This window comes from Solwaraspora sp. WMMB762, from assembly GCF_049179115.1.
Taxonomy (GTDB): Bacteria; Actinomycetota; Actinomycetes; order Mycobacteriales; family Micromonosporaceae; genus Micromonospora_E.
In genome coordinates, this window is record NZ_JBMHMD010000001.1 from 6,870,532 (window position 1) to 6,895,225 (window position 24,694).

The window sequence follows — 24,694 nt, forward strand, 5'->3', positions numbered from 1 at the left end:
GGCAGGCGACGCTGAGTCAGCGGGCTGGTCCAGCTTGCCGGCTGGTGAGCGGATTGCGGTGGCAGATCGTAATGGAGTCTTTACAGCTATGGGGGTGGATCTCTAGGGTCGGACGGACATGCCCAATAACCACGGGGGTCCCAAGTGGATGCTGTCCATGTGCTGCCGTCCCGTCCGAGCCTTCCACGACATCATTGGCTGACGTTTCCGACCGCCGTGGTGCTGGGACTTGTCAGTGCGGCGCTGCCGCCGTCCCCAGTGGAGGCTCAGGCCCCGCAGCCGCAGTGTGCCGGTGAGGCAGCGACATCCGCTGCGGCCGAGCGGATCGCCGAGGCCTGCGCGGCTCGTGTCGAGGCCCTCGACCTGCGTGACGAGTACTCACAGGTCTATGTGGAACCCGATGGTTCCCGCACCTTGGAATCGGCGGTCGTGCCGCAGCGGGTCCGTGCGGGGGCCGGCTCCTGGACGCCGGTCTCGACTGAGCTGGTGGAGCGGCCGGACGGCCGGTTCGCCCCGAGGGCCACCACGGCCGATGTGTCGTTCAGCGGTGACGGTACGGGTCCGTTGGTGGCCGTGCGGATGGGTGGGCACGAGTTCACCCTGTCGTGGCCGGAGCCGCTTCCTACGCCGACGGTGCAGGGCGACACCGCTGTCTACGGTTCGGTATTTCCCGACACGGACCTGCACGTGATCGCCACCCCGACCGGCTACCGGCATGTGTTGGAAGTCAAGACCGCTCAGGCTGCGGCTCATCCGGACCTTGGGCGGATCCGGTACGTGCTCGGTGGGGACATCACCCCGCAGCCAGTGGCCGAGGGCGGACTGCGGCTGGTAGATCCGGACGGGCGGACCGTCGGTGTCACACCGACGGCGTCGATGTGGGATTCGTCGGTCGATCCATCCGTGGGCGGTGAGGTGACGGCCGGCCGCGACGCGGCCGGATCGGCGGTGGCACCGGATCCGTCGACCGCCGCCGGGCCGGGGCCGGCAGCGCCGATGGTGCCGATCGAGGTGGATGTGGCCATCGGGGATCTGGAGGTCGTGCCGGACCCGGCGGTGTTGGCCGGCACGGAGACTGTCTACCCGGTGTTCATCGATCCGGCGTTCGACAACAAGAGCACCCGGTGGGCGTACGCGAACAGCATCAACACGAACTGGGACGTCGGCAACCGGGCATGGGTTGGGCGTAACTCCTACGACGGGGCGCTGTACCGGTCGTTCTTCGACTTCAACGTCTGGCAAATCCGCGGCAAGCGGATCCTCTCCGCGCAGGTCCGCGCCAAGCTCGACCACTCCTGGTCGTGTTCGGCGACATGGGTGCACCTGTACCGGACGGCGGGTGTGTCGGCGACTCCCCGGATGTCGTGGGGCACTCGTCCGCTGCCGTCGTCGAAGTGGCTGGCGGCGCAGGATGCCAACGCCAACGAGGCGGGTGGGTGCGGCGTCATCCAACCGGATGTCAACGTCGAGTTCGGCGGCTCCACCCTGACCAGCGACGTGCAGTACGCGGTGAACCGACAGTGGACCGGCTACACGGTTGGGTTGTGCGCGTGCAACAGCTCGGGGCAGTACGAGTCCACGCAGGATCGTTGGAAAAAGTTCTACGTCGATCAGACCTGGCTGATCGTCAGCTACAACTCGCGGCCAGGGGTACCGACGGAGCTGACCACCTCGTCGGTGGCGTGTGGTGGTGTCGTCGGCACCACGTCCCCGACCTTGCGAGCCCGGTACGTCGACCCGGACGGTTCCGACACCCTCACCGGGCGGTTCGAGTGGAAGGACGTGACCAGCCCGACCGCGACCCAGACCAACGGGCCGTCCCGGCCGGCCAACAACTTCGGTGAGATCACGCTGAACCTCGGGGCGGGGGCCGAGGGCAAAACCTTTGTCTGGCGGGTCTACACCACCGACGCCCATGACGGGTCGGACTGGTCCGGCGCGTGCCACTTCACCGTCAACGCCAGCGCGCCGCCGGCACCAGGCATCACATCGTCGGACTACCCGTCCGGGCCTACCGCGCACGGCGGTCCGGGTCAGTCCGGCTCCTTCACCTTCACCGCCGGTGGTGCACCGGACGTGACGACCTACGTCTACGGCTGGAGCAACCCACCCGGTAACCAGGTGACGGTGGCACCTGGGGCCTCACGGACGGTCACGCTCACCCCGCCCCGGCACGGGTACAACGTGCTGCATGTCTTCAGCCGTGACACCGCAGGCACGCCCAGCCCGACATCCCGTTATCAGTTCCTGGTCGGTTCGCCGTCGTCGCCGATCGGTCACTGGCCGATGGACACCATCGACAACAGGGGCTTGCAGAATATCGACGGCACCGCCGGTGACCTCACGGCTGCCGGCGATGTCACCTGGCCTGCCGATACCAGGCTGATTGGCGAGAGCGTCCCGTACTTTGACAGCGTTTCCGAGTCGCCCACCAACATCTATGGCAGCGCGACCGCGACGGTACCCGACCTGGACACTGCGGAGTCGTTCAGCGTCGCGGCGTGGGTGCGAGCCTCGGCCCTCACGGGTGGAAACCGTACGGCGATCAGCCAGGATGATACCGACTTCAGCGGCTTCTATCTCGGAATCCGGTATCTGGGCAGCCCGCCTGCGCCGTACTGGTCGTTCATGATGGGAAATTCACCGACGGTCGGCGCGAACAACCGAGCTGATTCGCCATCACCATTAACCGCTGCCGACGTCGGAAAATGGACACACCTGGTTGCGGTTCACGACGCTGACCTCGGAACCATGCGCCTCTACGTCAATGGTGAACTCGTAGCGGAGACAACGCGGACTGCCACACCGTGGACGGCCGGCGGTCCGGTCGTCGTCGGTAGGGCATTGTGGTATGGGGCGCAGACCGACACGTGGCGTGGCGAGGTCACCGATCTACGGATCTGGGACCGGGTCGTCGTCGACGACGATCTTCACGGCACGAACGGCGATCCACTCGCGGGAACGTCCTTTAGCCACGGGATCCTCGCCCCGCGTAGCGTTGGCTTCTGGGACTTTGCCGGTACTGCGGACTGCTGGTGCGACCAGGCGTTCGACACGGAGGGCTGGGAGCGTCACCTCTACCTGTCGGGTTGGGACTCGGTCCCGCAGGCTGCGACGTTCACTGCCGACGGTCAGGACGAGAACGACGCTGCCTGGTTCGACGGCGTCTCCGGCTACGCCTCGACGACTGACCCCTACGCCCTGGTACAGCATCCTGTCGTCCGCACCGACCAGTCGTTCACCATCTCGGCGTGGGCGCAACTCGACGGCGACCCGGCCGACCCGCTGCCGACCGGAAACATCTCCGTCGTCACCCAAGGGGGGAGCCAGGCCGACGCCTTTGTGCTCGGCTACCAGGCCGCCACGCAACGGTGGGCGTTCTGGATGCATGGCGCAGACGTCAGCAACAGCCCCACCCTGGCAGTAGTGACCTCATCGGTTGTCCCGGTCCCCGGCGAATGGTTCCACCTTGTCGGTGTCTACGACGCCGGCACAGAGTCAGTCACTTTGTATGTGAATGGTCAGGCGGCGGGTCCGGTTGCCCTCAGCGCACCGATGACGTGGGCCGCGACCGGCTCCCTCGCTCTCGCCCGCGAGCGGTGGAACGGCAACCTGGGCGGATTCTTCCCCGGCAGCATCGACCGGGTTGCGGCCTACTCCGGTGTTATGGATGCCCGCAGGGTCGCGAACCTCTGGAGCGGCCAGCAATGACCAAGCCTTCCTTCGTCCGTGGCAGCTCTGCATCGGAGGCCGCAGTGTCGATCAACGCCCGTCCGTCGATGACGAATCGATCCCGGATGCCTCGGTGGCGCCGCACCGGACGACGTGCCCTTCCAGGTTGGCGTCGGGTTCGCACCGCGGTCGGGGTCGCTGTGGCTGTGGTGATGGCTGTGTCTGTCGCGGCGGTGGCGCCGCCAGCGCCGCCAGTCGTCGCCGCGCCGGCTGGCCTGCAACCAAGGGACCTTCCGACCGTCGAGACGATCGAGGTGCCGCCTCGGGCAGACGGGCCCGACGATCAGCCGGCACGATCCGAAGATGCGCCGGCGCCAGTGACGTGGCCACAGCCGGGCGCGTACGAGGTCGACCTGACTGGCAGCACGATGACCCGGGAGCAGACCCGCCAATTGGGTGAGCCGGTGTCGTCAGGGCAGGTGCGGGTGCCCGGTACGCCGATCTGGCTGGCCCCCGCATCGACCACCGCCAACCGCTCGGCGGCGGGAGCCGGCCGGGTCCGGGTTGAGGTGCTCGACCGGGACGGCGCGGCGAGCGACTGGGACCGCGGGGTGGTGATGCGGCTGACCAGCGCCGACGAGATGGCCGACGCCGGCCGGCTGGCGGTGTCCGTCGACTACTCCGGATTCGCCGCAGCGTACGGTGCGGACTGGGCTCTGCGGCTACGGCTGGTGGAGCTGCCGGACTGTGCACTGGCCGACCGGCCCGTCGACGGCTGCGTACTGGTGCCGTTGCCCTCGCGTAACCATGCGGGCGACCAGCGCGTCACGGCGGAGGTGGAGCTGACGTCGGGCACCGAGAGCGCCCGGTCGGGCTCGGCCGGCACCCTGGTCGCGTTGATGGCGGATGCCGCGTCGACCGCCGGCGACTACGGCGCGACCCAGCTGCAGCCGTCGTCGACCTGGTCGGCCGGCGGGGGAGCAGGTAATTTCGCCTGGTCCTACCCGATGCGGGTGCCACCGTCGCTCGGCGGGCCGCAACCCAGTATCGCGCTGTCGTACTCGTCATCGAACGTGGACGGGCGGAGCGAAGCCACCAACAACCAGCCGTCGTGGATCGGCGAGGGCTTCGAGTACGCGCCAGGGTTCATCGAGCGGCGGTACCGTCCGTGCCGGGAAGACATGAGCGGCGGGGCGAACAACACCGTCGAGACCGGGGACCTCTGCTGGGCGCGCGACAACGCGGTGCTCTCGTTGAGCGGCAGCTCGGTCGAGTTGATCAGGGACGGCGGCAGCGGGGCCTGGAAGCCGAAACATGACGACGGCTCCCGGGTTCAGCGGCTCACCAACACGACGAACGCGGACAACGACAACGAGTACTGGAAGGTCACCACCGCTGACGGGACCCAGTACTTCTTCGGCCTGGACCGATTGACTGGTTGGACCTCCGGCAAGCCGACCACCCAGTCGGTCTGGACCGTGCCGGTCGCCGGGAACCACTCCGGGGAGCCGTGCCATGGGGGATCGTTCAGCACCTCGTTCTGCGACCAGGCCTGGCGGTGGAATCTTGACTACGTGGTCGACCCGCACGGCAACACGATGTCGCTGTGGTACAGCCCGCAGACCAACAAGTACGGGCGGAACCTCACCGCAGCCAGCACGGCCACCTACACCCGTGGCGGGGTGCTGCAGCGGATCGACTACGGCACCGACAATCGGGGCGGCACCGACACCGTCTACACGACGACGGCCGCACCGGCGCAGGTGGTGTTCCAGAGCAGCAACAGGTGTCTGACCACCTCCTGCTCGACGCACAACGAGCCGAACTGGCCGGACACCCCGTGGGACCAGTCCTGTACCGGCTCGACATGTTCCGGGCAGCACACCCCGACGTTCTGGTCGACGAGCCGACTCGCCAGCGTCACCACGAAGGTATGGAACGCGGCGACCAGCAGCTACCGCAACGTCGACTCCTGGGCTCTGACGCATGACTTCCCATCGACCGAGGACGGCACCCGCCGTGGCCTGTGGCTCGATTCGATCGCGCACACCGGGCACGCGGGATCGACGCCCGTCACCCTGCCGCGGGTCAGCTTCGACCCGGTGAAGATGGCCAACCGGGTGGACACCATCGGGGACTCGAAGCCGACGATGAACTGGTCCCGGATCGACACCATCTGGACCGAGACGGGTGCCAAGATCTCGGTCAGGTACACGGCGCCCCAGTGTCAGCCGGGGGTGCTGATGCCATCGGCCGCGCACACCAACACACTGCGGTGCTACCCGGTGATCACTGAGGCGTTCGGCGGCGGCACCGAGACCGACTACTTCCACAAGTACTTGGTCGCCACCGTGTACGAGGCCGACTTGACCGGCGGCGGGGTGGACGTCGTCACCGCCTACGAGTACGTGGGAAACCCGGCCTGGCGGTACACCAAGGATGACGGGCTCACCAAGGACGCGTACCGCACCTGGTCGGACTACCGCGGCTACGCCACCGTACGGTCGCGGGTCGGCGCGCCGGGGCAGGAGACCCTGACCGAGACCAAATACCTGCGCGGAATGCACGGTGACCGGTCGTCGCCGTCGGGCGGGACACGCAGCGTGCAGGTGAGCGCCTCGATCGGGGACCCGGTCAACGACGAGGACGCCTGGTCGGGCATGGTCCGCGAACAGGTCGTGTACGACGGGGTGACCAGCGCACCGGTGTCGAAGACGGTGAACCGGCCGTGGCAGTCCGCACCGACCGCGACCCGCACGATCGGCGGGTTCACCAGCTACGCGCGGTACACCGGAGTCGACACCGCCTACGCCGCGACGATGCTCGACGGCGGCCGGGGATGGCGGACCACCAAGGTGGTCAACACGTACGACAGCTACGGGATGATCACCGAAGTCAACGACCTGGGCCACGTCACCGCGAACGGGGTGACCAACGTGCCCGGCGACGACCGCTGCCAGATGACCACCTATGTTCGGAACACCAGCGCCAACATTCTCGACCTGGCGGCCCGGAGTCAGACTTTCGCGTTGCCGTGTGGGCAGCCGGCCACCAACGCGTCCCACATCATCGGGGACACCCGCACCAGCTACGACGGCCAGGCGTACGGCACCGCGCCGACGAAGGGCGACGTCACCCGGGTCGAGGTGTTGAAGGACTGGGCACCGACCGGCGGTGGCACCACCACCTGGCAGACCGCGGGGCGGGCCAGCTACGACCCGTACGGCCGGGCTGTCGAGAGCTGGGACGTGCGGGACAACAAGACGTCAACGGCGTACACGCCGTCGACCGGCGGCCCGCTGACCAAGGTCACCACGACGAATCCGCTTGGTTGGGAGTCGTCGCAGGATCTCGACCCGGCCTGGGGCGCCGCCCTGACGAAGGTCGACGTCAACAACCGACGCACCGATCTGGAGTATGACGCGTTGGGCAGGTTGGTGAAGGTCTGGCTGCCGAACCGGAACAAGAGCACTGGTGAGGACCCGAACACCGAGTACGCCTATCTGCTGCGCCGTACCGGTGGGGTCAACGCCGTCACCACCCGCACGTTGAACGCTGAAGGCAACTACATCACCAGCTACCAACTCCTGGACGGGCTGCTGCGCCCCCGGCAGACGCAGGTGCCGGCGAAGTCCGGCGGCGGCACGGTGTTCACCGAGACTGTCTACGACGAAGCCGGCCGGGTCCGCCTGCACAATGATGCGGTCTACGACAACACGGTCAGCCCTGGGACCAGTCTGCGTACCGTGCCGGACTGGGAGGTCCACCGCCAGACCGTCACAGAGTACGACCGAGCCGGACGGGTGACCGAGGAGATTCTCCGGTCGTCGGGTGCGGAGAAGTGGCGCACCTCGACCAGGTACGGCGGTGACTGGGTCTCCATGACCCCACCTGCGGGTGGTACGCCGGTCACGGTGATCTCGGATGCGCGGGGCAACGTCGTCGAGCAGCGGCAGCACAAGGGCGCGACGACAGCCGCCGCCTTCGTGGCGACCACCTACCAGGTTGACGGCAGGGGCCAGCTGGCGCAGGTCAGTGACCCGGTGGGCAACACGTGGACGTACGGCTACGACATCCGGGGCCGGCAGGTCTCGGCGGTCGATCCGGACGCCGGCAACACGTCGATCGACTACAACGACTACGGCGACGTGACGCAGACGACGAACGGTAACGGCCAGGTCCTGGCGTACGAATACGATGTGCTCGGGCGCAGGACCGGGGTGTACGACGGTGTCGTGTCGACCGCGACCCGGCGGGCGACGTGGACGTACGACACCGTCGGCGGTGGTAAGGGGCAGTTGCACACCGCGAACCGGTGGATCGACGGGTCGGCCTACACCACCCGGATCCGTAGTTACAACGAGATGTACCGGCCCAACGGCGTGGACTACATCATCCCGGCTGCGGAGACCGGCCTCGCCGGCCTCTACACCTTCCTGCATACCTACCGGGTCGACGGTAGTAAGAACTCGGACTACTACCCTGGTGGCGGCACCGACCTGAGCAGCGAACGGCTCGACTACGTGTACGACCCGACCACCGGCCTGGTTGAGCGGATCGAGACCAGCGGCAATGAGATGTATGTGCAGGACACCACGTACACCGCGCTCGGCGAGCCGGCCCTGATCAGATACAAGCAGGAAAACAGCGGGTGGGTCGACCGCGAGTATCACTACGATGAAGCCACACGCCGGCTGACCCAGTCGGTAACGGTCCGCGAGACCGCACCGCGGTACGTGTCCGACCTGCGGTACAGCTACGACCCGGCGGGGAATGTTACCAAGATCGCCGACGTACCGGATGGCGGGACTTCCGACATCCAGTGTTTCGGTTACGACCACCTGCGCCGCCTTACCGAGGCCTGGACCCCCGCCGTCGACGACTGCGTGCCCGCGCCGACTTCGGCAACACTCGGCGGACCGGCACCCTACTGGCAGTCCTGGACGTTCAACGACATCGGCAACCGGCTGACCGAGGTGTCGCACACCAGCGCCGGTGACACCACCAAAACCTATGCCTATCCGGCGGCCGGCGCGGCCCGCCCGCACGCCCTGACCTCCGTCACCACGTCCGGGCCGACCGGCAGCAGCATCACCAACTACAGCTACGACGACGCCGGCAACACCATCACCCGACCCGGCACCACGGCCACGGCACAGACCCTGGACTGGGACACCGAAGGACGGCTGGCCCAACTCACCGACGGCAGCCAGCAGCAGGAGAACGTCTACACCGCCGACGGTGACCGGCTCATCCGCCGCGACGCCACCGGCAAGACCCTCTACCTGCCGGGCATGGAGATCCGTTACGCCACCTCCACCGGGACAAAGGCCGCTACCCGCTACTACAGTTACGTCGACGGCGTGTTCGCAATGCGCGACTCCTTCGGCCTCAAGTGGCTCATTACTGACCACCAATCTACCCAGACCATCGCCATCTCACGCACCGGCGGGCAAGCCATCACGCAGCGCCGCCAAACCCCCTACGGCGAACCGCGGGGCACTAGTACATCAGTCTGGCCCAACCAGAAAGGCTTCGTAGGTGGCGATGTAGATCAGTCAGACCTAGTCCATATTGGCGATCGCCAGTATGACGCCGATATTGGTAAATTTATTTCAGTGGATCGAATAATAAGCTTAAGTGATCCGCAGCAGTGGAACGCTTACGCGTATGGAATGAACTCGCCGGTTAGCTTTGCTGACCCTGACGGAATGATCCCATTGGCAACAAATAGTCGAACTGAAGACGATGCGTATCTGAAGGCAAGAAACCAGAAAGTGACTCCAACAACAAGCGGATCCTGGACCGTTTCTCCAAGGCATATTCCGCCCCAGCTCGGTCCACCCGCGCCGGTCGTCCGTAACGGGCCGATACTCGGTCCGCCGGAGCCGGAAAGATTCATCGGTCCGCAGGATCCGGCAACCTGCAGCGTTTCGTGGCGAGGTTGTCCGGAGATCAGGCCGGCGATTCCGGAGATAAGGATGTACAGTGTCGGCGAGTGTATTCTGGGGACTGGTCCCTGTGGGCCGCCGCCGGCCAAGCAGTGTGGTGGCGGTGTTACGGTGGCGCCTGATCGTGCTTGTCCGGCTAGTGCGCCTAAGCCAGCCGGAGCGGCTGTTGAAGAGGAATCTGCTGGAGGTGGAGTGATTGGGATCTGCCTGAATGCCGAGATTCAAGTCGGCGGAATCGGTGGTATTTCGGGATGTGCACTGGTTGATTGGCATGGGATAGGGGGTAGTTTTGCGGTAAAGAGTGGTGCGGGGCCGGCGGTCGCATTTCCGGGAAACGTTGAGCTTGGGTTCATTCTCTCTCCTGCCGAGCGGATGGAGAATTTGGAAGGTGCCCAACCCTTCGTGTCGGGAACGGCTGGGGAAGGTCCGATTCTCGGGGCAGAGGTTGCCTTCGGCGATCCGTACACTGTGCAATACACTGCGGGTTTTGGTGGATTAAACGTAGGCGCTCCTATTATTCCGGTCTCATATAGTGGCGGGGTTGTCAACACTCGAGTTGGGAGGTGGTTTGAATGGTAGAGTCATCTGACGATCTCGTTCGCCGTGTCCGTGAAGCTTCTGCATATTGGCGAGTCCTGATCGGGCTTCGCGTTATTATACTGCTAGCCTTGACCTTCTTGGTTTTGGTTCTGGCGGTGGTGCTCGGTGGTCCCGTTGGGATACTGGTGCCGATATTGCTGGTGGTGTTTGTGACATTTGCAATAGGAGTCTTTGTTGTGCAAATGCTGATAATTACCATGAATCGTAGTGTCAAAGAATTAACGAACTTTTCGGGTGTGAACGTATTTGAACGTGGGCCAAAACTGTTCGGCATGGTCGCGGTTGACCTTTTTGCCCTGAAGAGGTGGCGGCCCGGGCCCTGAGCTGTCGGGCTTGACCGCAGTGGGCTGCGGTCTGTCGCCGGGGCGTGCGGATCGCAATCGAGTGCCGAGGCTGCTCGTCGGGAGGTGTTGACCCCCGGGGCGCAGCTTCCCGGATCTCCCGTCCAGTGTGCCCGGGCAGGGGTTGCCGCCCCCTGGGTCCGGAGGTGCGGGCGTGTCCTTCGGTGAGGGTGGTGTGGCTAAACCTGGATTATCAAGCGCTGGAAATTGTGGTGACAATTCGATGTCAGATTTCCATGGTATCGAATATCGTAGCACGACTACGTATAGGGTGATGATTTGGTCGATCAAGGGCTTCTTGATGTGCTTCTGGCTGGTCTATTCGTGATTGTAATATTGGAGCTGGCAGTCGCGTCTGAGGTCATTGGCCTCTTGGTGGCGGGTTGTGTCTTCGGGGGTGTAATTTCGATCGCAATGGCGTTTATCCCACTGACAAGATTTTCTGCATTGGTACGGGAGAATGGTGGAATGCAGGTCGATGGGCAGCTGCCATTTTTGCGCAATCTGATATCCGATCTGTGGCGGATGGGGTGGCGCTGCTGAAGCATTGTGGGAAAGGTGGTCGGGTTGGTGACCGATCTGGCGGAGGTGTTGGCCGACTTCCGTGGGGAGCAGTCACCCGACTTGGCTCAGATCCGCACTCCGTACCCGTATCGGGAGGTGTCGTGACTCGCCGGCGTGACTACTACCGCGACCCGGCCGCGCCGAGGGCGACCGGGATCGTCCCTGGCGGTGCGGCGATCGTCACCGACGATCGCGGTCGGGTGCTGATGCACCGGCGCGCCGACTCCGGCAACTGGTCGCTGCCTGGCGGCACGATGGAGGTCGGCGAGACCTTGCAACAGTGCGTCGTCCGAGAAGTGAAGGAGGAGACCGGCCTCGACATCGAGGTCACCGGGCTGCTCGGCGTCTACACCGACCCGGCGCATGTGATCGCGTATGCGGATGGCGAGGTGCGTCAGGAGTTCACCGTCACCTACCTCGGTCGGATCGTTGGCGGGACGATTCTGGTCAGCGACGAGTCGACCGAGGTGCGGTTCGTCGGTCCTGCCGAGTTCGCTGACATCCCCATCCACGACACGGTACGGCTGCGGCTGCGGCACCACGCTGAGCAGCGCGACACTCCGTACCTCGGATAGAAGGGGGCGAGGGCAGGCGACGCTGAGTCAGCGGGCTGGTCCAGCTGCCGGCTGGTGACCGGATTGTGTTAGCGGCTTGTGATACCGCCTTTACAGGTATGGGGTGGATCTCTAGTGTCGGACGGACATGCACAATAGCCACGCGGGTCCCAAGTGGATGCTGTCCATGTGTGCTGCCGTCCCGTCCGAGCCGTCCACTCGAGTTGGGAGGTGGGTTGAGCGGTGAGTTCCTCGGATGATCCTGCTTGGCGTGTGCGCGGAGCTTGGGCCTACTGGCGTGCGTTGATCATCATGCGGCTCTTTCTGCTTGCATTCTTGGTCATCTTTGCCGTGATTCTGGCGTTGTTACTGGAAGGGCCGGTGGAGGTGCTGATGTCAGTTTTCTTCGCACTGATCTTGACGGTCGGTCTCGGAATCTTTCTGGGGATGTTTTCTATCCGTCCAGTGTGCCGTCGCGTTGAAGAAACATCGTACTTTGCGGACATGGACATATTTGAACGTGGGCCAAAACTGTTCGGCATGGTCGTGCGCGACCTCTTTGCCTTTAACAGGTGGCGGCCCAGGCCTTGAGTGAGTGTTTGCGATAGGTGTCGGACGGCGCGTCCTTCGGCGAAGGTGGTGTGGCTAAACCTGGATATCAAGCACTGGAAATTGTGGTGACAATTCGATGTCAGATTTCCATGGTAGTGAATACCGTAGCACGACTACGTATAGAATGATGATTTGGTCGATCAGGGGCTTTTTGATGTGCTTCCTGGCTGGTCTGATCCTGATTTTAATATTGAGCCTTTTCCAAGCTGATCTTGCAGCTCAGGGCGGATGCGGTAGGCCCGCTGATCGATGGGTGCGAGGCTCCAGGTAGGACAGCTGTCGACCAAGACTCGAAGCCCCGACCGGGAGCCTCGCCATGCTGTCCTACCCCGCCACGATCTCGTTGTCCAGCCGCACCCTGAACCACCTGGCCGAACGCATCCGCAGCCACCGTAAGCAGCGCCGATCTCGGTGGCGGCGCCTCGAACCCGGCCGGCAGGCGCTGCTCGCCCTGGCCCATCTGCGCAACGGCGACACCTACACCCGACTCGCGGCCGGCTTCGAGATCGGCGTCGCCACCGCCTGGCGCTACGTCCAGGAAGCGATAGCCCTGCTCGCGACGGCCGCCGATGACCTGGCCACCGCCATGGTACGGATCCGCCGACTGGCGTACGCGATCCTGGACGGCACCCTGATTCCGATCGATCGGGTCGCCGACCAGCGACCCTACTACTCTGGGAAGCACAAGCACCACGGCGTGAATGTGCAGGTCATCGCCGATGCCGCTGGCCGGCTCGTCTGGGCTTCACCGGCGCTGCCCGGTTCGGTTCATGACCTGACCGCAGCCAGGACCTACGGCATTATCGATGCGCTGACCAGGGCGGACGTGATGACCTTCGCCGATAAGGGCTACCAAGGAGCCCGCGGCAGCGTGCGCACTCCGTTCAAGCGACGCCGCTTCCGCCCGAAGCTGTCACGCCGGCAGAAGGCCATCAACCGCGCCCACGCGAAGATCCGCGCCCGCGGTGAACGCGCAATCGCCACCCTCAAGGCCTGGAAGATCCTGGCCAAGCTGCGCTGCTGTCCACGGCGAGCGACCGCGATCGTGCAGGCCATCCTCGTTCTGCACCACGTCGAGACCGACCGCTACGCAGCATGAAAAGGGCTCATTGGAGCTGGTGGTCGCATCTAAGTTCATTGGCATGTTGGTGGCGGGTTGTGTCTTCGGGGGTGTAATTTCGATCGCAGTGGCGTTTATCCCGCTGACAAGATTCTCTGCATTGATACGGGAAAACGGTGGAATGCAGATCGATGGGCAGCTGCCATTTTTGCGCCATCTGATATCCGACCTGTGGCGGATGGGGCGGCGCCGCTGAAGCATCGTGGGAAAGGTGGTCAGGTTGGTGACCGATCTGGCGCAGGTGTTGGCCGACTCCCGTGGGGAGCAGTCACCCGACTTGGCTCAGACCTGCACTCCGTACCCGTATCGGGAGGTGTCGTGACTCGCCAGCGTGACTTTTACCGCGACCCGGCCGCGCCGAGGGCGAACAGGATCGTCCCGGGCGGTGCGGCGATCGTCACCGACGGTCGCGGTCGGGTGCTCCTGCACCGACGCGCCGACTCCGGCAACTGGTCGCTACCCGGCGAGACTGTTCTGGTCAGCGACGAGTCCACCGAGGTGCGGTTTGGTCCTCGCCGGCGCGCTGGCGGTGTGCGGTCAGGCGGTGAGGGTGCCGGTCTTGGTGGCGGTGAGGAAGGCCGACCAGTTGGCGGGGGAGATGGTCAGGACCGGGCCGGTGGGGTCCTTGGAATCGCGTACGCCAATCACGCCGGCCAGCCCGTCGGCGACCTCGACACAATCGCCCTGGCTGTTCGATCGGCTGCTCTTGCGCCAGGTGACGCCGGTCAGATCGGTCATGGCTCGTACTCCTTCGCCGTGTCCAGCAGCAGCGCCCGCGACTCGGCCTCGCTCAAGGCGGCCGACCGGATGTCGTGGTAGACCCAAGCGTACCGGTCGCTCTCGGCCTGCTTGTCGAGGAAGAACGCGCCGGTGATCGACTCCTGGTAGACGGTGGTGGGTTCGTACTGCTCGGGAAAGTCCAGGATGGTGAACAGTCCGCCGGTCAGCACCCCGGCGTGCAGGTCGGACGAGAACGGCAGGACCCGGACGGAGACGTTCGGCAGCCGGCCGGCGTCGGCGAGCCGACGCACCTGTGTCGCCATGACCTGGCGCGACCCGACCACGCGACGCAGCACCGCCTCGTCGACGACGATGTCGAACTCCGGCGCCTGCGGCTCCAGCCGGGTCAGCAGCCGGGCCCGGCCCAACCGCACCGCGACCCGGTCGGCGATCTGGTGACGGGGCACGCCGTCGACGTCCTTGGTGAATACTGCGGTGGCGTACTCCCGGGTCTGCAGCACGCCCGGGATGAGCTGGCTCTGGTAGACGCGGATCCGGCTGGCGGCCTCCTCCAGGCCCACGTACAGCTCGAACCAGGACGGCAAGCTGGCGTAGTCGTGCCACCAGCCTTTCTCCCTGGTCTTGGTCGCCAACGCGGCAAGGATCTCGGTGGTCTCCTCGTCGACGCCGTACAACTCGCAGAGCAGCACGACGTCGCCGGAGCGGACCGGGACCTCGCCGCGCTCCATCCGCCATAGCTTCGTCGCCGACCATTCCAGCTCGCTGGCCACCGACGTCTGCGGCAGCTGGGTCAGCCGCTCGCGCAGCTGACGCAGCTCCCGGCCCAGTCGTCGGCGCGGTACGGACGAGTTCAGCACGGACGGGGACATGGCTACCACCTCCTGGGATGCTCGACCCGACCCATCCTGCCGTCACTAGTGGACTTATGAACTCCGTCGATCGGTGGATGGGTGGCTCGGCTCAACGTCAACGGGATTTCGTCAGAGTTGTACGCCTGGCCGGTCGTACCCGACTGATAACTCTGTGTCGCTCGATGTCCGGTGAGGGAGGTTTGTGGTAGCGGATTGTGATGCCCCCTTTACAGATACGGCCATGGATCTCTACGGTCGGACGTACATGACGCATAGCCACGGGGGTCCCTAGTGGATGCTGCCCAGACGCCGCCGATCCGTCCGAGCCGCCCACGACATCGCTGGCCACAGATCCTGGCCGCCACCGCCACCGCCGCACTGACGCTGAGCACACCCGGGCCGGCGGTCGCCGATCCGCCCGGAGACCCGGTGCCGGCGCCGACCGTGACCTCGGTCGACTACCCCGACGACGGCGTGTCGCACGGCGGTCGGGACGTCGCGGGTGAGTTCACCTTCAGTACGTCGTCGCCCGACGTCGTCGCCTACGTGTACGGCTGGAGCAGCCCGGCAGGCACCACGGTGACCGTCGCCCCCGGGGCGAGCGTGACGTTGACCCTCACCCCACCGGGCGAGGGATCCAACGCCCTGCACGTATACGCCCGCAACGAGTACGGCCGGCCCAGCCCGACGACGACGTACCAGTTCCTGGTCACCTCGCGATCGTCGCCGATCGGCCACTGGCCGCTGATCGACACCAACAACGAGCGTTTCCGTGCCCGCTCAGGCGGCCCCGACCTGGTCCCGAGCGGCGACGTCACCTGGGCACCGGACACCTACCTGATCGAGGCGAGCACGCCGGCTTTCGACGCGGTCGCCGAAGACCCGGTCGACGTCCCAGGCGCGGCCACCGCAGCGGTGTCCGCGCTCGACACCTCGGGCTCGTTCAGCGCCGCCGCCTGGGTCCGGCCAGCTGACCTGTCTGGCGATCGCACCGCCGTCGGCGCCGACGGGACCGGTGCCGGTGGCTTCCAGTTGGGCATCCGCCAACTCGGCGACCCGCCGGCTCCGCACTGGGCATTCACCATGCCGACGGGTACGGCGGCGTCGAGTCCGCTGATCTCCGCGTACCGTCCCGCGCCGATCGCCGCTTCCGACGCCGCCCACTGGACCCACCTGACCGGCGTGTTCGACGCCGACGAGGAACTGCTTCAGTTGTACGTCAACGGAGCTCTGGCCGCTGAGGCGGCGTTCGCGGCTACCCCGTGGCAGGCGGCTGGGCCGTTCACGGTGGGCCGAGGCTTCAGCGACGGCGCACCGGCGCAGTGGTGGGCCGGCGGCGTGACGGACGTCCTGCTGTGGAGCCGGGTGGCGGACCTGGAGGACCTGCACGGTCGCTTCTCCGATCCCGGTGACACGCCTCCCGAGCTGTTCGGTGTGCTGACGCCGAGACAAGTTGGGCTGTGGGGGTTCGACTACTCGGCTGACTGCTGGTGCGGTGACGAGTTCGACCTCGGCTCCTGGGGCCGCAACCTGTACCTCGCCGGCTGGGACACCGTGCCGGAGACCTCGGGGTTCGTCCACGACTCCGGTGCCCCGACCGGCCACGCGGCCTGGTTCGACGGGACGAGCGGGTACGCCTCGACCACCAGCCCGTACGATCCGGTCCCGCGGCCGGTGCTGCGTACCGATCATTCCTTCGGGGTGCTGCTCTGGGCCCGTCTCGACGGTGATCCGGCAGATCCACTGCCCGGCAGTGACGCGGTGGTGCTCGCCCAGGGCGGCGACGAGACGGACGCGTTCCAGCTCGGATACCGGGCCAGCGACGGGCGGTGGGTGTTCCGGCTGCGTGGAGCGGACGACGCCGACCTGCCCGACCTGGCCGTCGCCGCGAGCCCGGCTGCGGCGGTACCCGGCCAGTGGACGCATCTCGCCGGGGTGTACGACGCGGGCTCGGCGACACTCACCCTCCACATCGACGGCGTGGCCGGTGACCCGGTGGCGGTGCCCGCGCCACCGAGTTGGACCGCGCCCGGGTCGCTGACCGTCGGGGCCGGGGCAGGACCTGCGGGGCTGACCGGCTTCTTCCCGGGCCGGGTGAGCCGCATCGAGGCACACTCCGGCCCGGTCCCGACCTGGCTGATCACCGACCGCTACGCCCGTCCATAACTGATCGCACACGCCAGCCGACCACTCCATGTCGGTCGGTGATGGTGTGTCCACCACGTTGCTGGCAGTCTGTTGCCTTGATTCTGGGGAGTGGCGCTGATGTCGGGTCGTCGGGTCAACCGGTTCTGGTTGTCGGGTGTGCGTCGCCGGGTCGCTGGGGTGACGGCGGTCGTGGTGGTGGCGTCGGCGTTGGCGGCTCCTCAGGCGGTGGCCGCGCCGGTGGGGACGGCGGCGGAGCCGGACGTGGGCCTGCGGTCGGTGCCGGTGGCGGAGCAGGCGACAGCGGCGGCGGATACGCCGTCCTTGCCGGAGTTCGAACCCCGGGAGCCGGTGTGGCCGGAAGCGGTGTCGCAGGAGGTCGACGTGCCTGCGGAGACGTTTACGCCGGTGGGGGAGTCCGGGTTCGCGGTCGGTCCGGGCCCGGCGGATGGCGGGGATTCCGCTGGCCGGTCCGCCCTCACTGCGGGCTCCGCGTCGGTGTCTCGGGTGAGTGTGGAGGTGCTGGATCAGTCGGTCGCGGAGGCGGCCGGGGTCCCGGGTGTGCTGTTTCGGGTGGTCAGAGCGGACGGAGGGTTGTCGCCGGGTCAGGTAGGGGTGCAGGTGGACACCTCTGGGTTCGCGGGGGCGTTCGGCGGGGACTGGGCGGCACGGTTGGGGGTGGTGGCGTTTCCGGACTGTGTGTTGACGTCGCCGGACGCGGCGGGCTGCGCGGTGGGGGAGCGGCTGCTGTCGTCGCGGTTGGACAGCCGAACCGGCGTCCTGTCGGCGGTGGTGGACGCGGGAGTGGCCGGGTCCGGGGAGCGGTTGGCGGGCCGGGGGGAGTTTCCCGGGTTCGGTGAGTCGGCGGAGGTGGAGACGTCTGTGGTCCTGGCGGTGGCCGGGGTCCAGTCGGGGGAGACGGGCGACTACACGAAGACGCCGATGTCGTCGTCGTTCGAGTGGGCTTCGGGCGGGTCGTCGGGAGACTTCACGTGGTCGTACGACATGGCGGTGCCGCCGGCACCCGGCGGTCTGGTGCCTCAGGTGGGGTTGGGATACAGCTCGGGCGCGGTCGACGGGCAGACGGCGGGGCGGAACGTGCAGCCGGGTCCGATCGGCGAAGGGTGGGACCTGCGGGCGGGTGGTTACATCGAGCGGGCGTACCGCCCCTGTTCCGACGATCTGGAGAACTCGCCGTACCACACGCAAGCTAATGGTGACCTGTGTTGGCGGTTGCCGAACTTGCGGCTGGTGTGGGGTGGCAAGTCGACGGAACTGGTCCAAGATCCGGGGGACGGCCGTTGGCGGCTGGGTGACGACGACGGGGAGATGGTGCAGCAGCTCTCCGGGGCGAACAACGGTGACCAGGGCGATGGGTCGTCGGACACGGGCGAGTACTGGCGGCTGACGACCAACGACGGCACGCAGTACTACTTCGGGCTGGCGACGGTGCCGGGAGGCCGGTCGACGAACTCGACTGCGATCACGCGGGTACGGGCCAACCATTCGGGTGAGCCGTGCTTCAGCACGGGCGACTTCCGGACGTCGTCGTGCTGGCAGGCGTGGCGGTGGAATCTGGCCTACGTGGTCGATGTGCACGGTAACGCGATGGCCTACTTCTATGAGAAGGAGTGGCAGCGTTCCGGTTACGGTTGGAACGGTTACCAGACCTACGACCGGGCGACGCGGTTGGTGGGCATCGAGTACGGGGTGACGGCGTCGACGGGGTTCGGTGGCCCTGCCCCGGCGGCGGTGGAGTTTGTCTGGTCGGATCGGTGCCTGTCGTCGTGCGGGTCGTCATCGTCACCGAATACGGCGAACTGGCCGGACACGCCGTGGGATCTGTACTGCTCGTCGTCGGCGTCGTCGTGTCCGAGTAATCCGGCGCCGTCGTTCTGGTCGAGTAAGCGGCTGACGGCGGTGAAGACATCGGTTCGTACGGGACCTGGGACCAACCGGTTGGTGGTGGACCAGTGGGCGTTGGAGCAGCTGTTCCCGGCGACAGGTAACACCACGTCGCCGGCGTTGTGGCTGCAGTCGATCACGCGTACGGGCTCGGCGAAGACGCCCGCTGTGACGCTGCCGGAGATCAGGTTTGGTGGGACGCTCCGGGACCAGCGGGCCGACTTCGACCCGAACTCGGGGATGGTCCAGCCGCGGAAATACCGGGTGGCGCAGGTGTTCACCGAGACCGGTGGCCGGATCGACGTGACATATCTGGGTCAGGACTCCGGCTGCCAGTTCGGTGGAACGTTCCCGGATCCGGACAACAACAATCATCGTTGTTACCCGAAGTATTGGAAGCCGGAGGACAACAGCGCTGGATTCGGTTGGTGGCACAAGTACATCGTCGTCAAGGTCACGGAGACGGACCTGGTGGGTGGCTCGCCGCCTGTCGTGCACGACTATCAGTACACTCTCGCGTCGGCGTCCGGGTCCGCGCAGGTGTTGTGGGGCCATGAGAACGGGGCCGCCACTTTCACGAGTTCGTTGCCGTACCGGTCATGGTCGGACTGGCGCGGCTACACCGATGTGACCACCACGGTCGGTCCGTCGGGCGGAACCAGGTCGCAGACGAAACGGCTGTATCTGCGCGGGTTGCAGAACGACTGGACCGACACCGGGGAAGACCGGTTCTCCAGGGTCACCAACTCGTTGGGCGAGGCCGTCGTGGACCATTCATGGCGGCGGGGATACCTGGCGGAAGAGATTTCCTACGACGGGGTAGGCGGGCAGCCGATCGCGAAGACGATCTACAGTATCCATGGATCGGCGACCGGCGTACGGACATATTCCAGCGACTGGGCGATTCCGACGGTGCACCAGTCGGTGATATCCCGGGTCGGTCTGCAGCGCGACTTCACCTGGGTGACCGGCACGCAAAGTTGGCGTCAGACCCGTACCGAAAAGAAGTGGCACCCGAACCACGGCTATCTGACCGAGCTCAACGATCTCGGTGACCCGGACACCACCGCAGACGACCGGTGCGGCCGGACCTGGTACAGCAACAACATCAGTGCCAACCTTCACCTGGTCGGGGTCGTGAACCGTACCCAGGTCGCCCGTGCGGCCTGCACGGTGGCACCGGTTCAGGAGCTGGTCGTGTCCGAGACGCGGATGTTCCACGACGGAGCCACTGTGTTCGGCACGGCAGCGGTGCGGGGCGACGTGACCCGTGTCGAGCAACTCGCCTCGTACACCGGCACCACCCCGAACTGGGTGAAGACCGCCACCGCCAGCTACGACACGTTGGGCCGGACCATCTCCTCCGGTGACGCGCTGGACCGGATCACCACCACCACATACACCCACAACAACAACGACCTGCTCGGCGCGGTCACCACGACGAATCCGGCCGGCCACAGCAGCACCGTCAACCTGGACACCACCCGAGGGCTGCCGACGACCGCCGTCGACGCCAACGGGAAGACCACCACCGTCTGGCAGGACGCGCTCGGCCGTCTCACCCACGTCTGGGCGCCCGGCCGCACCACCAGCCAGACCCCGGACACCGAGTACGCGTACACCGTCAGCCTGACCGCCCCCGCCACCGTCGAAACCAAGACCCTCGGGCCGAGCGGGAACGTCATCACGTCGTTCGACATCGCCGACGGGTTGCTCCGCCCCCGGCAGACACAGGTCACCGCCCCGGACGGCAAACGCACCATCAGCGACACCCAGTACGACGACCGTGGCCTCGCGACCAAGACGTCCACGTTCTACAACGACGCGTCCGGGCCGACCGGCAGCCTGGTCACCTTCGCCGACACCGCCATCGAGTCGCAGACCCGCACCGTGTACGACGGTGCCGGCCGGCCGACCCGTACCCAGTTGTGGTCGGCGAACACCCTGCAGTGGGAGACGGTGACCGGCTACGGCGGTGACCGGGTCACGGTCGACCCACCCACCGGCGGCACCCCGACCACGTCGATCATCGACCGCCGGGGCCGGCAGACCGCGCTACGCCAACACACCGGCTCGTCCCCGACCGGCGCCTACGAGGAAACCAGCTACGGCTACAACCCGCGTGACGAGCTGACCACGGTCACCGACCCGGCCGGTAACCAGTGGACCTACACCTACGACCTGCTCGGCAGGCGTACCGGCACCGTCGACCCCGACGCCGGCACGTCGAGCAGCACCTACGACAACGCCGACCAGCTGGTCACCACCACCGACGGCCGCGGCGAAACCCTCTGGCACGGCTACGACAACCTCGGCCGGCCCACCGAACTCCGCGACGACACCTCCACCGGCGCACTGCGGGCGTCGTGGACCTACGACACCCTTGAGCTCGGCCTGCCGACCTCGTCGACCCGCCACCACGGCGGCGACGCCTACACCACGGCGGTCACCGGGTATGACGACGGCTACCGGCCCCTCGGCGCCACGGTCACCATCCCCGCCGCTGAGACCGGGCTGGCCGGCACCTACACCACCAGCCACACCTACCACGACAACGGCACCCCGGCGACCACCAGCCTGCCCGCGATCGGCGGCCTGCCCGCCGAAACCCTCACCTACGGCTACCACACCGCGTCCGGCCTGCCCACCACCCTCACCACCGGCACCGACACATTCGTCTCCGCGACCAGCTACCACTACGACGGCAGCATCGCCCAGCGCATCCTCGGCACCGGCGGCACCCGCATCCGGGTGTCCTCACCGGTCGAGACCGCGACCCGCCGCCTGGCCGCCTCGCAGGTCGACACCGAACACCCCACCACCCCCGACACGTGGAACGACGCCGCCACCACCAGCTACACCTACGACCCCGCCGGCAACGTCACCTCGATGGCCGGCACCACCGCGGGCGTCGCCGACCAGGCCGAATACTTCACCTACGACCACCTCCGCCGCCTCACCCAGGCCTGGACCGAAACCACCCCCACCTGCACCACCCCGCAACGCACCGGCGCCGACCCCTACCGACAGGCCTTCACCTACGACACCACCGGGAACCGGCTCACCGCGACCACCTGGACCGCGACCGGATCGACGACCGCCACCTCCACCTACCCCACCCCGGGCAGCCCCCAACCGCACACGGTCACCGCCGTCGACCACACCGGCGAGACCACCCGGACCGACACGTACGCGTACACCACCGGCGGGCACACCCAAACCCGTACCGTCGACGGCGTCACCCAGACCCTCACCTGGGACGCGGAAGGCCGCCTCGCCACCACCACCGAACCCGGCCTGAACACCACCAACATCTACGACACCTCAGGGAACCGGCTCATCCGCCGCGACACCACCGGCACCACCCTCTACCTCGGCCACACCGAACTCCGCCGCACCACCAGCAACGGCCAGATCGACGGCACCCGCCACTACCAGCACGCCGGCGCCACCATCGCCGTCCGCACCGTCACCGGCCTCACCTGGCTCATCCCCGACCACCACGGCACCAACCAGATCACCATCGACCCCACCACCCTGAACCTCACCCGCCGCCGCACCCTCCCCTTCGGCGACACTCGCGGCACCCTACCCACCGCCTGGCCCGACGACAAAGGCTTCGTCGGCGGCACCCAGGACCCCACCAGCCTCACCCACATCGGCGCACGCCACTACGACCCCGCCCTCGGCCGGTTCATCTCCGTCGACCCCATCATGGACCCGGCCGACCCCCAACAGATGCACGGCTACGCCTACGCCAACAACAACCCCACCACCTGGTCCGACCCCACCGGCCTACGCGTCTGCGCCGACAACGACTGCGGCCAAGGCGCAACTCCCAAGCCTGGCGGCGGCTACAACAAGCCCACCGGCAAACCTAGTTGCTCTCCGAACTGCGGTGAAAGAAAGCCGCCGACGACGGGCGGAGCCCCAAAATCGCCAAAGACGGGTGGTCCCGATAAGGTCGCTAACGGTGCCGCAGCTGGTGGAACAAAGACCAAGGGGGACGAGAGCCCGGGTTCGGGTGCAAATTCGGACGACGGATTCACTGGCAGCTCGCTGGGGGTCTTTCAGGGTAGGTGGTGCTTGATTATGGGGCCGATCTCCTGCTTGAGGGGTGTGGTGATTCAACAGAAGGCGATCGATGCTGCGAATACATTTGGAGATCGGTATGGTTGGTCGGTAGGGCGTCGTAACGCCTTCCGTCATTCTTACTGGATGGGGCTGATGACACTAAGCGGCTTCACCTATAGCGATACGGTTGCACTTGGTCTTGCGCATGAGAAAGATACTGATAAGCCGGGCGAACTTTTGGGGTCTCCTGATTCAAATGCCGATCTGCATAACAACTCCGTTGGTGCTCGTGTTGGTGTGGATGTTCGACCGTGGTATGTTGCTGCCACCGGTGTCGGTGCCACGGCTGAGCATGAGAAGGCGTTGGAGGAAAGACTTATGCTGATGGTCGGTGGGGACGCGCGGGGTCGTGGTCCTGGTGCGCCTGAGGAGGGATCTGGTCCCTACACGATGGGGCATACACGTGACGGCTGGCTTGTGATTGTTGATCCGTGATTATTGACCTGGGGAGTGGGGCGTGCGACAAGCTGGGTGGCGATGGCCGGAGCTGGCGGTCCGGAGATTGTCGAGGGTAGTTGTTGCTTCGTTGGCAATGCTGCTTGCCGTATTGGTTGGTGGGTGCCAGTGGTCCTCATTCCCGGTCGTTCGTGTCGCAATCTTAGATGCGGTCTGGTCGAGTGATGGGTGGGTTTACTATCTCAGGGAGGAAGCGTCCGAAGGAAGGCAACTGTGGCGGCAGTCTCCAAAGCAGGGGTCTGGAGAGATCGTCTTGGATCAATCTGCTGCCGAATCCGTTTGCCGTGGTGGGACTTTCCACTTCCTCTATCGGTCGTCAAGCGGCGGTTTGGGGGTGGCGGTTATGTGTGATTCCAGTACTCGCACCGAGTTGCTGAATTACTCTGAAGGCGGGCGTCGACTTGAGCCTTTCATTTCCCATCCGTCGGTGCCGTTTCTCGGGGATGCGTTTTTCGTCGACGGTGAGTCGGCTGGATATGCGGAGGTGGCGCGGGAGTGTGGCATGGCTGTTCTCCCTTTCGTCGACGGCAAGCTGGAAGAATCTGATTTCGCAATGACCGTCAGCGGCAATTCATTCAGGATTGGCGGCGTGGACGTTGGGTGTGAATCTGTTGCTCGGGCGCGCTCCCCCATTGTTCTTGATGGAAAACTGTTTTTTTTGATTCCAGACTCTCGGGGTGCAGCGTCTGCGAGTTCGCCGAAAGCACTTGATGAGGTTGGATGGCTACTTGTGCAGTGGGATCCGGAAGTTCGGGAATCAACAATCATTGTGGAAATTCCGGGAATTGCTCATCTTGCGACAAACGGTCAGGATATTGTTGTGGCCGTTCACTCGAGAGGCGAGGGGGGTGGTGTGTGGTCAGTTGACCCGATCGCTGGTGAGTTGTCCAGGATTGTGGATGGAGGAGATTCCTGGCATCCCAGTTTTTCGCCCAGCGGGAAGGAATTTGTCTACATTGAAGGTCTGGATCGCCTGGAGTTTGATTCGCTTCCCGCCTAGTAGGGTGACCGAGGTGCAATATTCGGCTATGGTGGATGCCATAAAGTG

General features: G+C 65.8%; 11 protein-coding genes. 9 read left to right on the top strand and 2 right to left on the bottom strand.

The genetic code is table 11. The features are described 5' to 3' along the window. Positions 1 to 216: 216 nt before the first annotated feature. The 6 genes from ACN27J_RS30980 to ACN27J_RS31005 all read left to right on the top strand — a co-directional run bounded on the left by ACN27J_RS30980 (position 217) and on the right by ACN27J_RS31005 (position 13,393). Positions 217 to 3,711, top strand: a complete 3,495-nt coding sequence (locus ACN27J_RS30980) for a LamG domain-containing protein (RefSeq protein WP_421371693.1) — start codon at positions 217 to 219, stop codon at positions 3,709 to 3,711. Positions 3,712 to 3,890: 179 nt separating this feature from the next. Further along, the gene (locus tag ACN27J_RS30985) at positions 3,891 to 10,202 is read left to right on the top strand and encodes an RHS repeat domain-containing protein (protein WP_421371696.1); all 6,312 of its coding nucleotides are present in this window, start codon (positions 3,891 to 3,893) and stop codon (positions 10,200 to 10,202) included. Between the two features lie 89 nt (positions 10,203 to 10,291). Further along, complete coding sequence (locus tag ACN27J_RS30990) at positions 10,292 to 10,546, top strand: hypothetical protein (RefSeq protein WP_421371698.1); 255 nt, start codon at positions 10,292 to 10,294, stop codon at positions 10,544 to 10,546. A gap of 683 nt (positions 10,547 to 11,229) precedes the next feature. Beyond that, a complete protein-coding gene (locus ACN27J_RS30995) occupies positions 11,230 to 11,703 on the top strand; it encodes an NUDIX domain-containing protein (protein WP_421371699.1) in 474 nt (157 codons plus the stop codon). Between the two features lie 222 nt (positions 11,704 to 11,925). Next, entirely contained in the window at positions 11,926 to 12,273 is a 348-nt protein-coding gene (locus ACN27J_RS31000; RefSeq protein ID WP_421371702.1) for a hypothetical protein, read from the top strand. 337 nt (positions 12,274 to 12,610) lie between these two features. Then, positions 12,611 to 13,393, top strand: coding sequence for a transposase family protein (locus ACN27J_RS31005; protein ID WP_278168437.1), 783 nt, complete (start codon positions 12,611 to 12,613; stop codon positions 13,391 to 13,393). Between the two features lie 558 nt (positions 13,394 to 13,951). Here the strand turns inward: ACN27J_RS31005 and ACN27J_RS31010 are convergent. Beyond that, the gene (locus ACN27J_RS31010) at positions 13,952 to 14,152 is read right to left on the bottom strand and encodes a DUF397 domain-containing protein (protein ID WP_281553856.1); all 201 of its coding nucleotides are present in this window, start codon (positions 14,150 to 14,152) and stop codon (positions 13,952 to 13,954) included. After that, positions 14,149 to 15,024, bottom strand: coding sequence for a helix-turn-helix domain-containing protein (locus ACN27J_RS31015; RefSeq protein WP_421371705.1), 876 nt, complete (start codon positions 15,022 to 15,024; stop codon positions 14,149 to 14,151). Before ACN27J_RS31015 ends, ACN27J_RS31010 begins: the two co-directional genes overlap by 4 nt. Before the next feature lie 273 nt (positions 15,025 to 15,297). Between ACN27J_RS31015 and ACN27J_RS31020 the strand changes: the two genes are divergently transcribed. From ACN27J_RS31020 to ACN27J_RS31030, 3 genes are all read left to right on the top strand, one after another. After that, complete coding sequence (locus tag ACN27J_RS31020; protein WP_421371707.1) at positions 15,298 to 17,172, top strand: LamG domain-containing protein; 1,875 nt, start codon at positions 15,298 to 15,300, stop codon at positions 17,170 to 17,172. Between the two features lie 99 nt (positions 17,173 to 17,271). After that, on the top strand, positions 17,272 to 23,625 hold the full coding sequence (locus ACN27J_RS31025; RefSeq protein ID WP_421371709.1) for an RHS repeat domain-containing protein: 6,354 nt from the start codon (positions 17,272 to 17,274) through the stop codon (positions 23,623 to 23,625). 274 nt (positions 23,626 to 23,899) lie between these two features. Next, entirely contained in the window at positions 23,900 to 24,646 is a 747-nt protein-coding gene (locus ACN27J_RS31030; protein WP_421371711.1) for a hypothetical protein, read from the top strand. The last annotated feature ends 48 nt before the right edge of the window (positions 24,647 to 24,694 follow it).

Bases quoted from the DNA above. Each gene is read 5' to 3' on its own strand.
- ACN27J_RS31010 (WP_281553856.1), bottom strand. From the start codon at position 14,152: ATGACCGATCTGACCGGCGTCACCTGGCGCAAGAGCAGCCGATCGAAC.
- ACN27J_RS31005 (WP_278168437.1), top strand. From the start codon at position 12,611: ATGCTGTCCTACCCCGCCACGATCTCGTTGTCCAGCCGCACCCTGAAC.
- ACN27J_RS31015 (WP_421371705.1), bottom strand. From the start codon at position 15,024: ATGTCCCCGTCCGTGCTGAACTCGTCCGTACCGCGCCGACGACTGGGC.
- ACN27J_RS31025 (WP_421371709.1), top strand. From the start codon at position 17,272: ATGTCGGGTCGTCGGGTCAACCGGTTCTGGTTGTCGGGTGTGCGTCGC.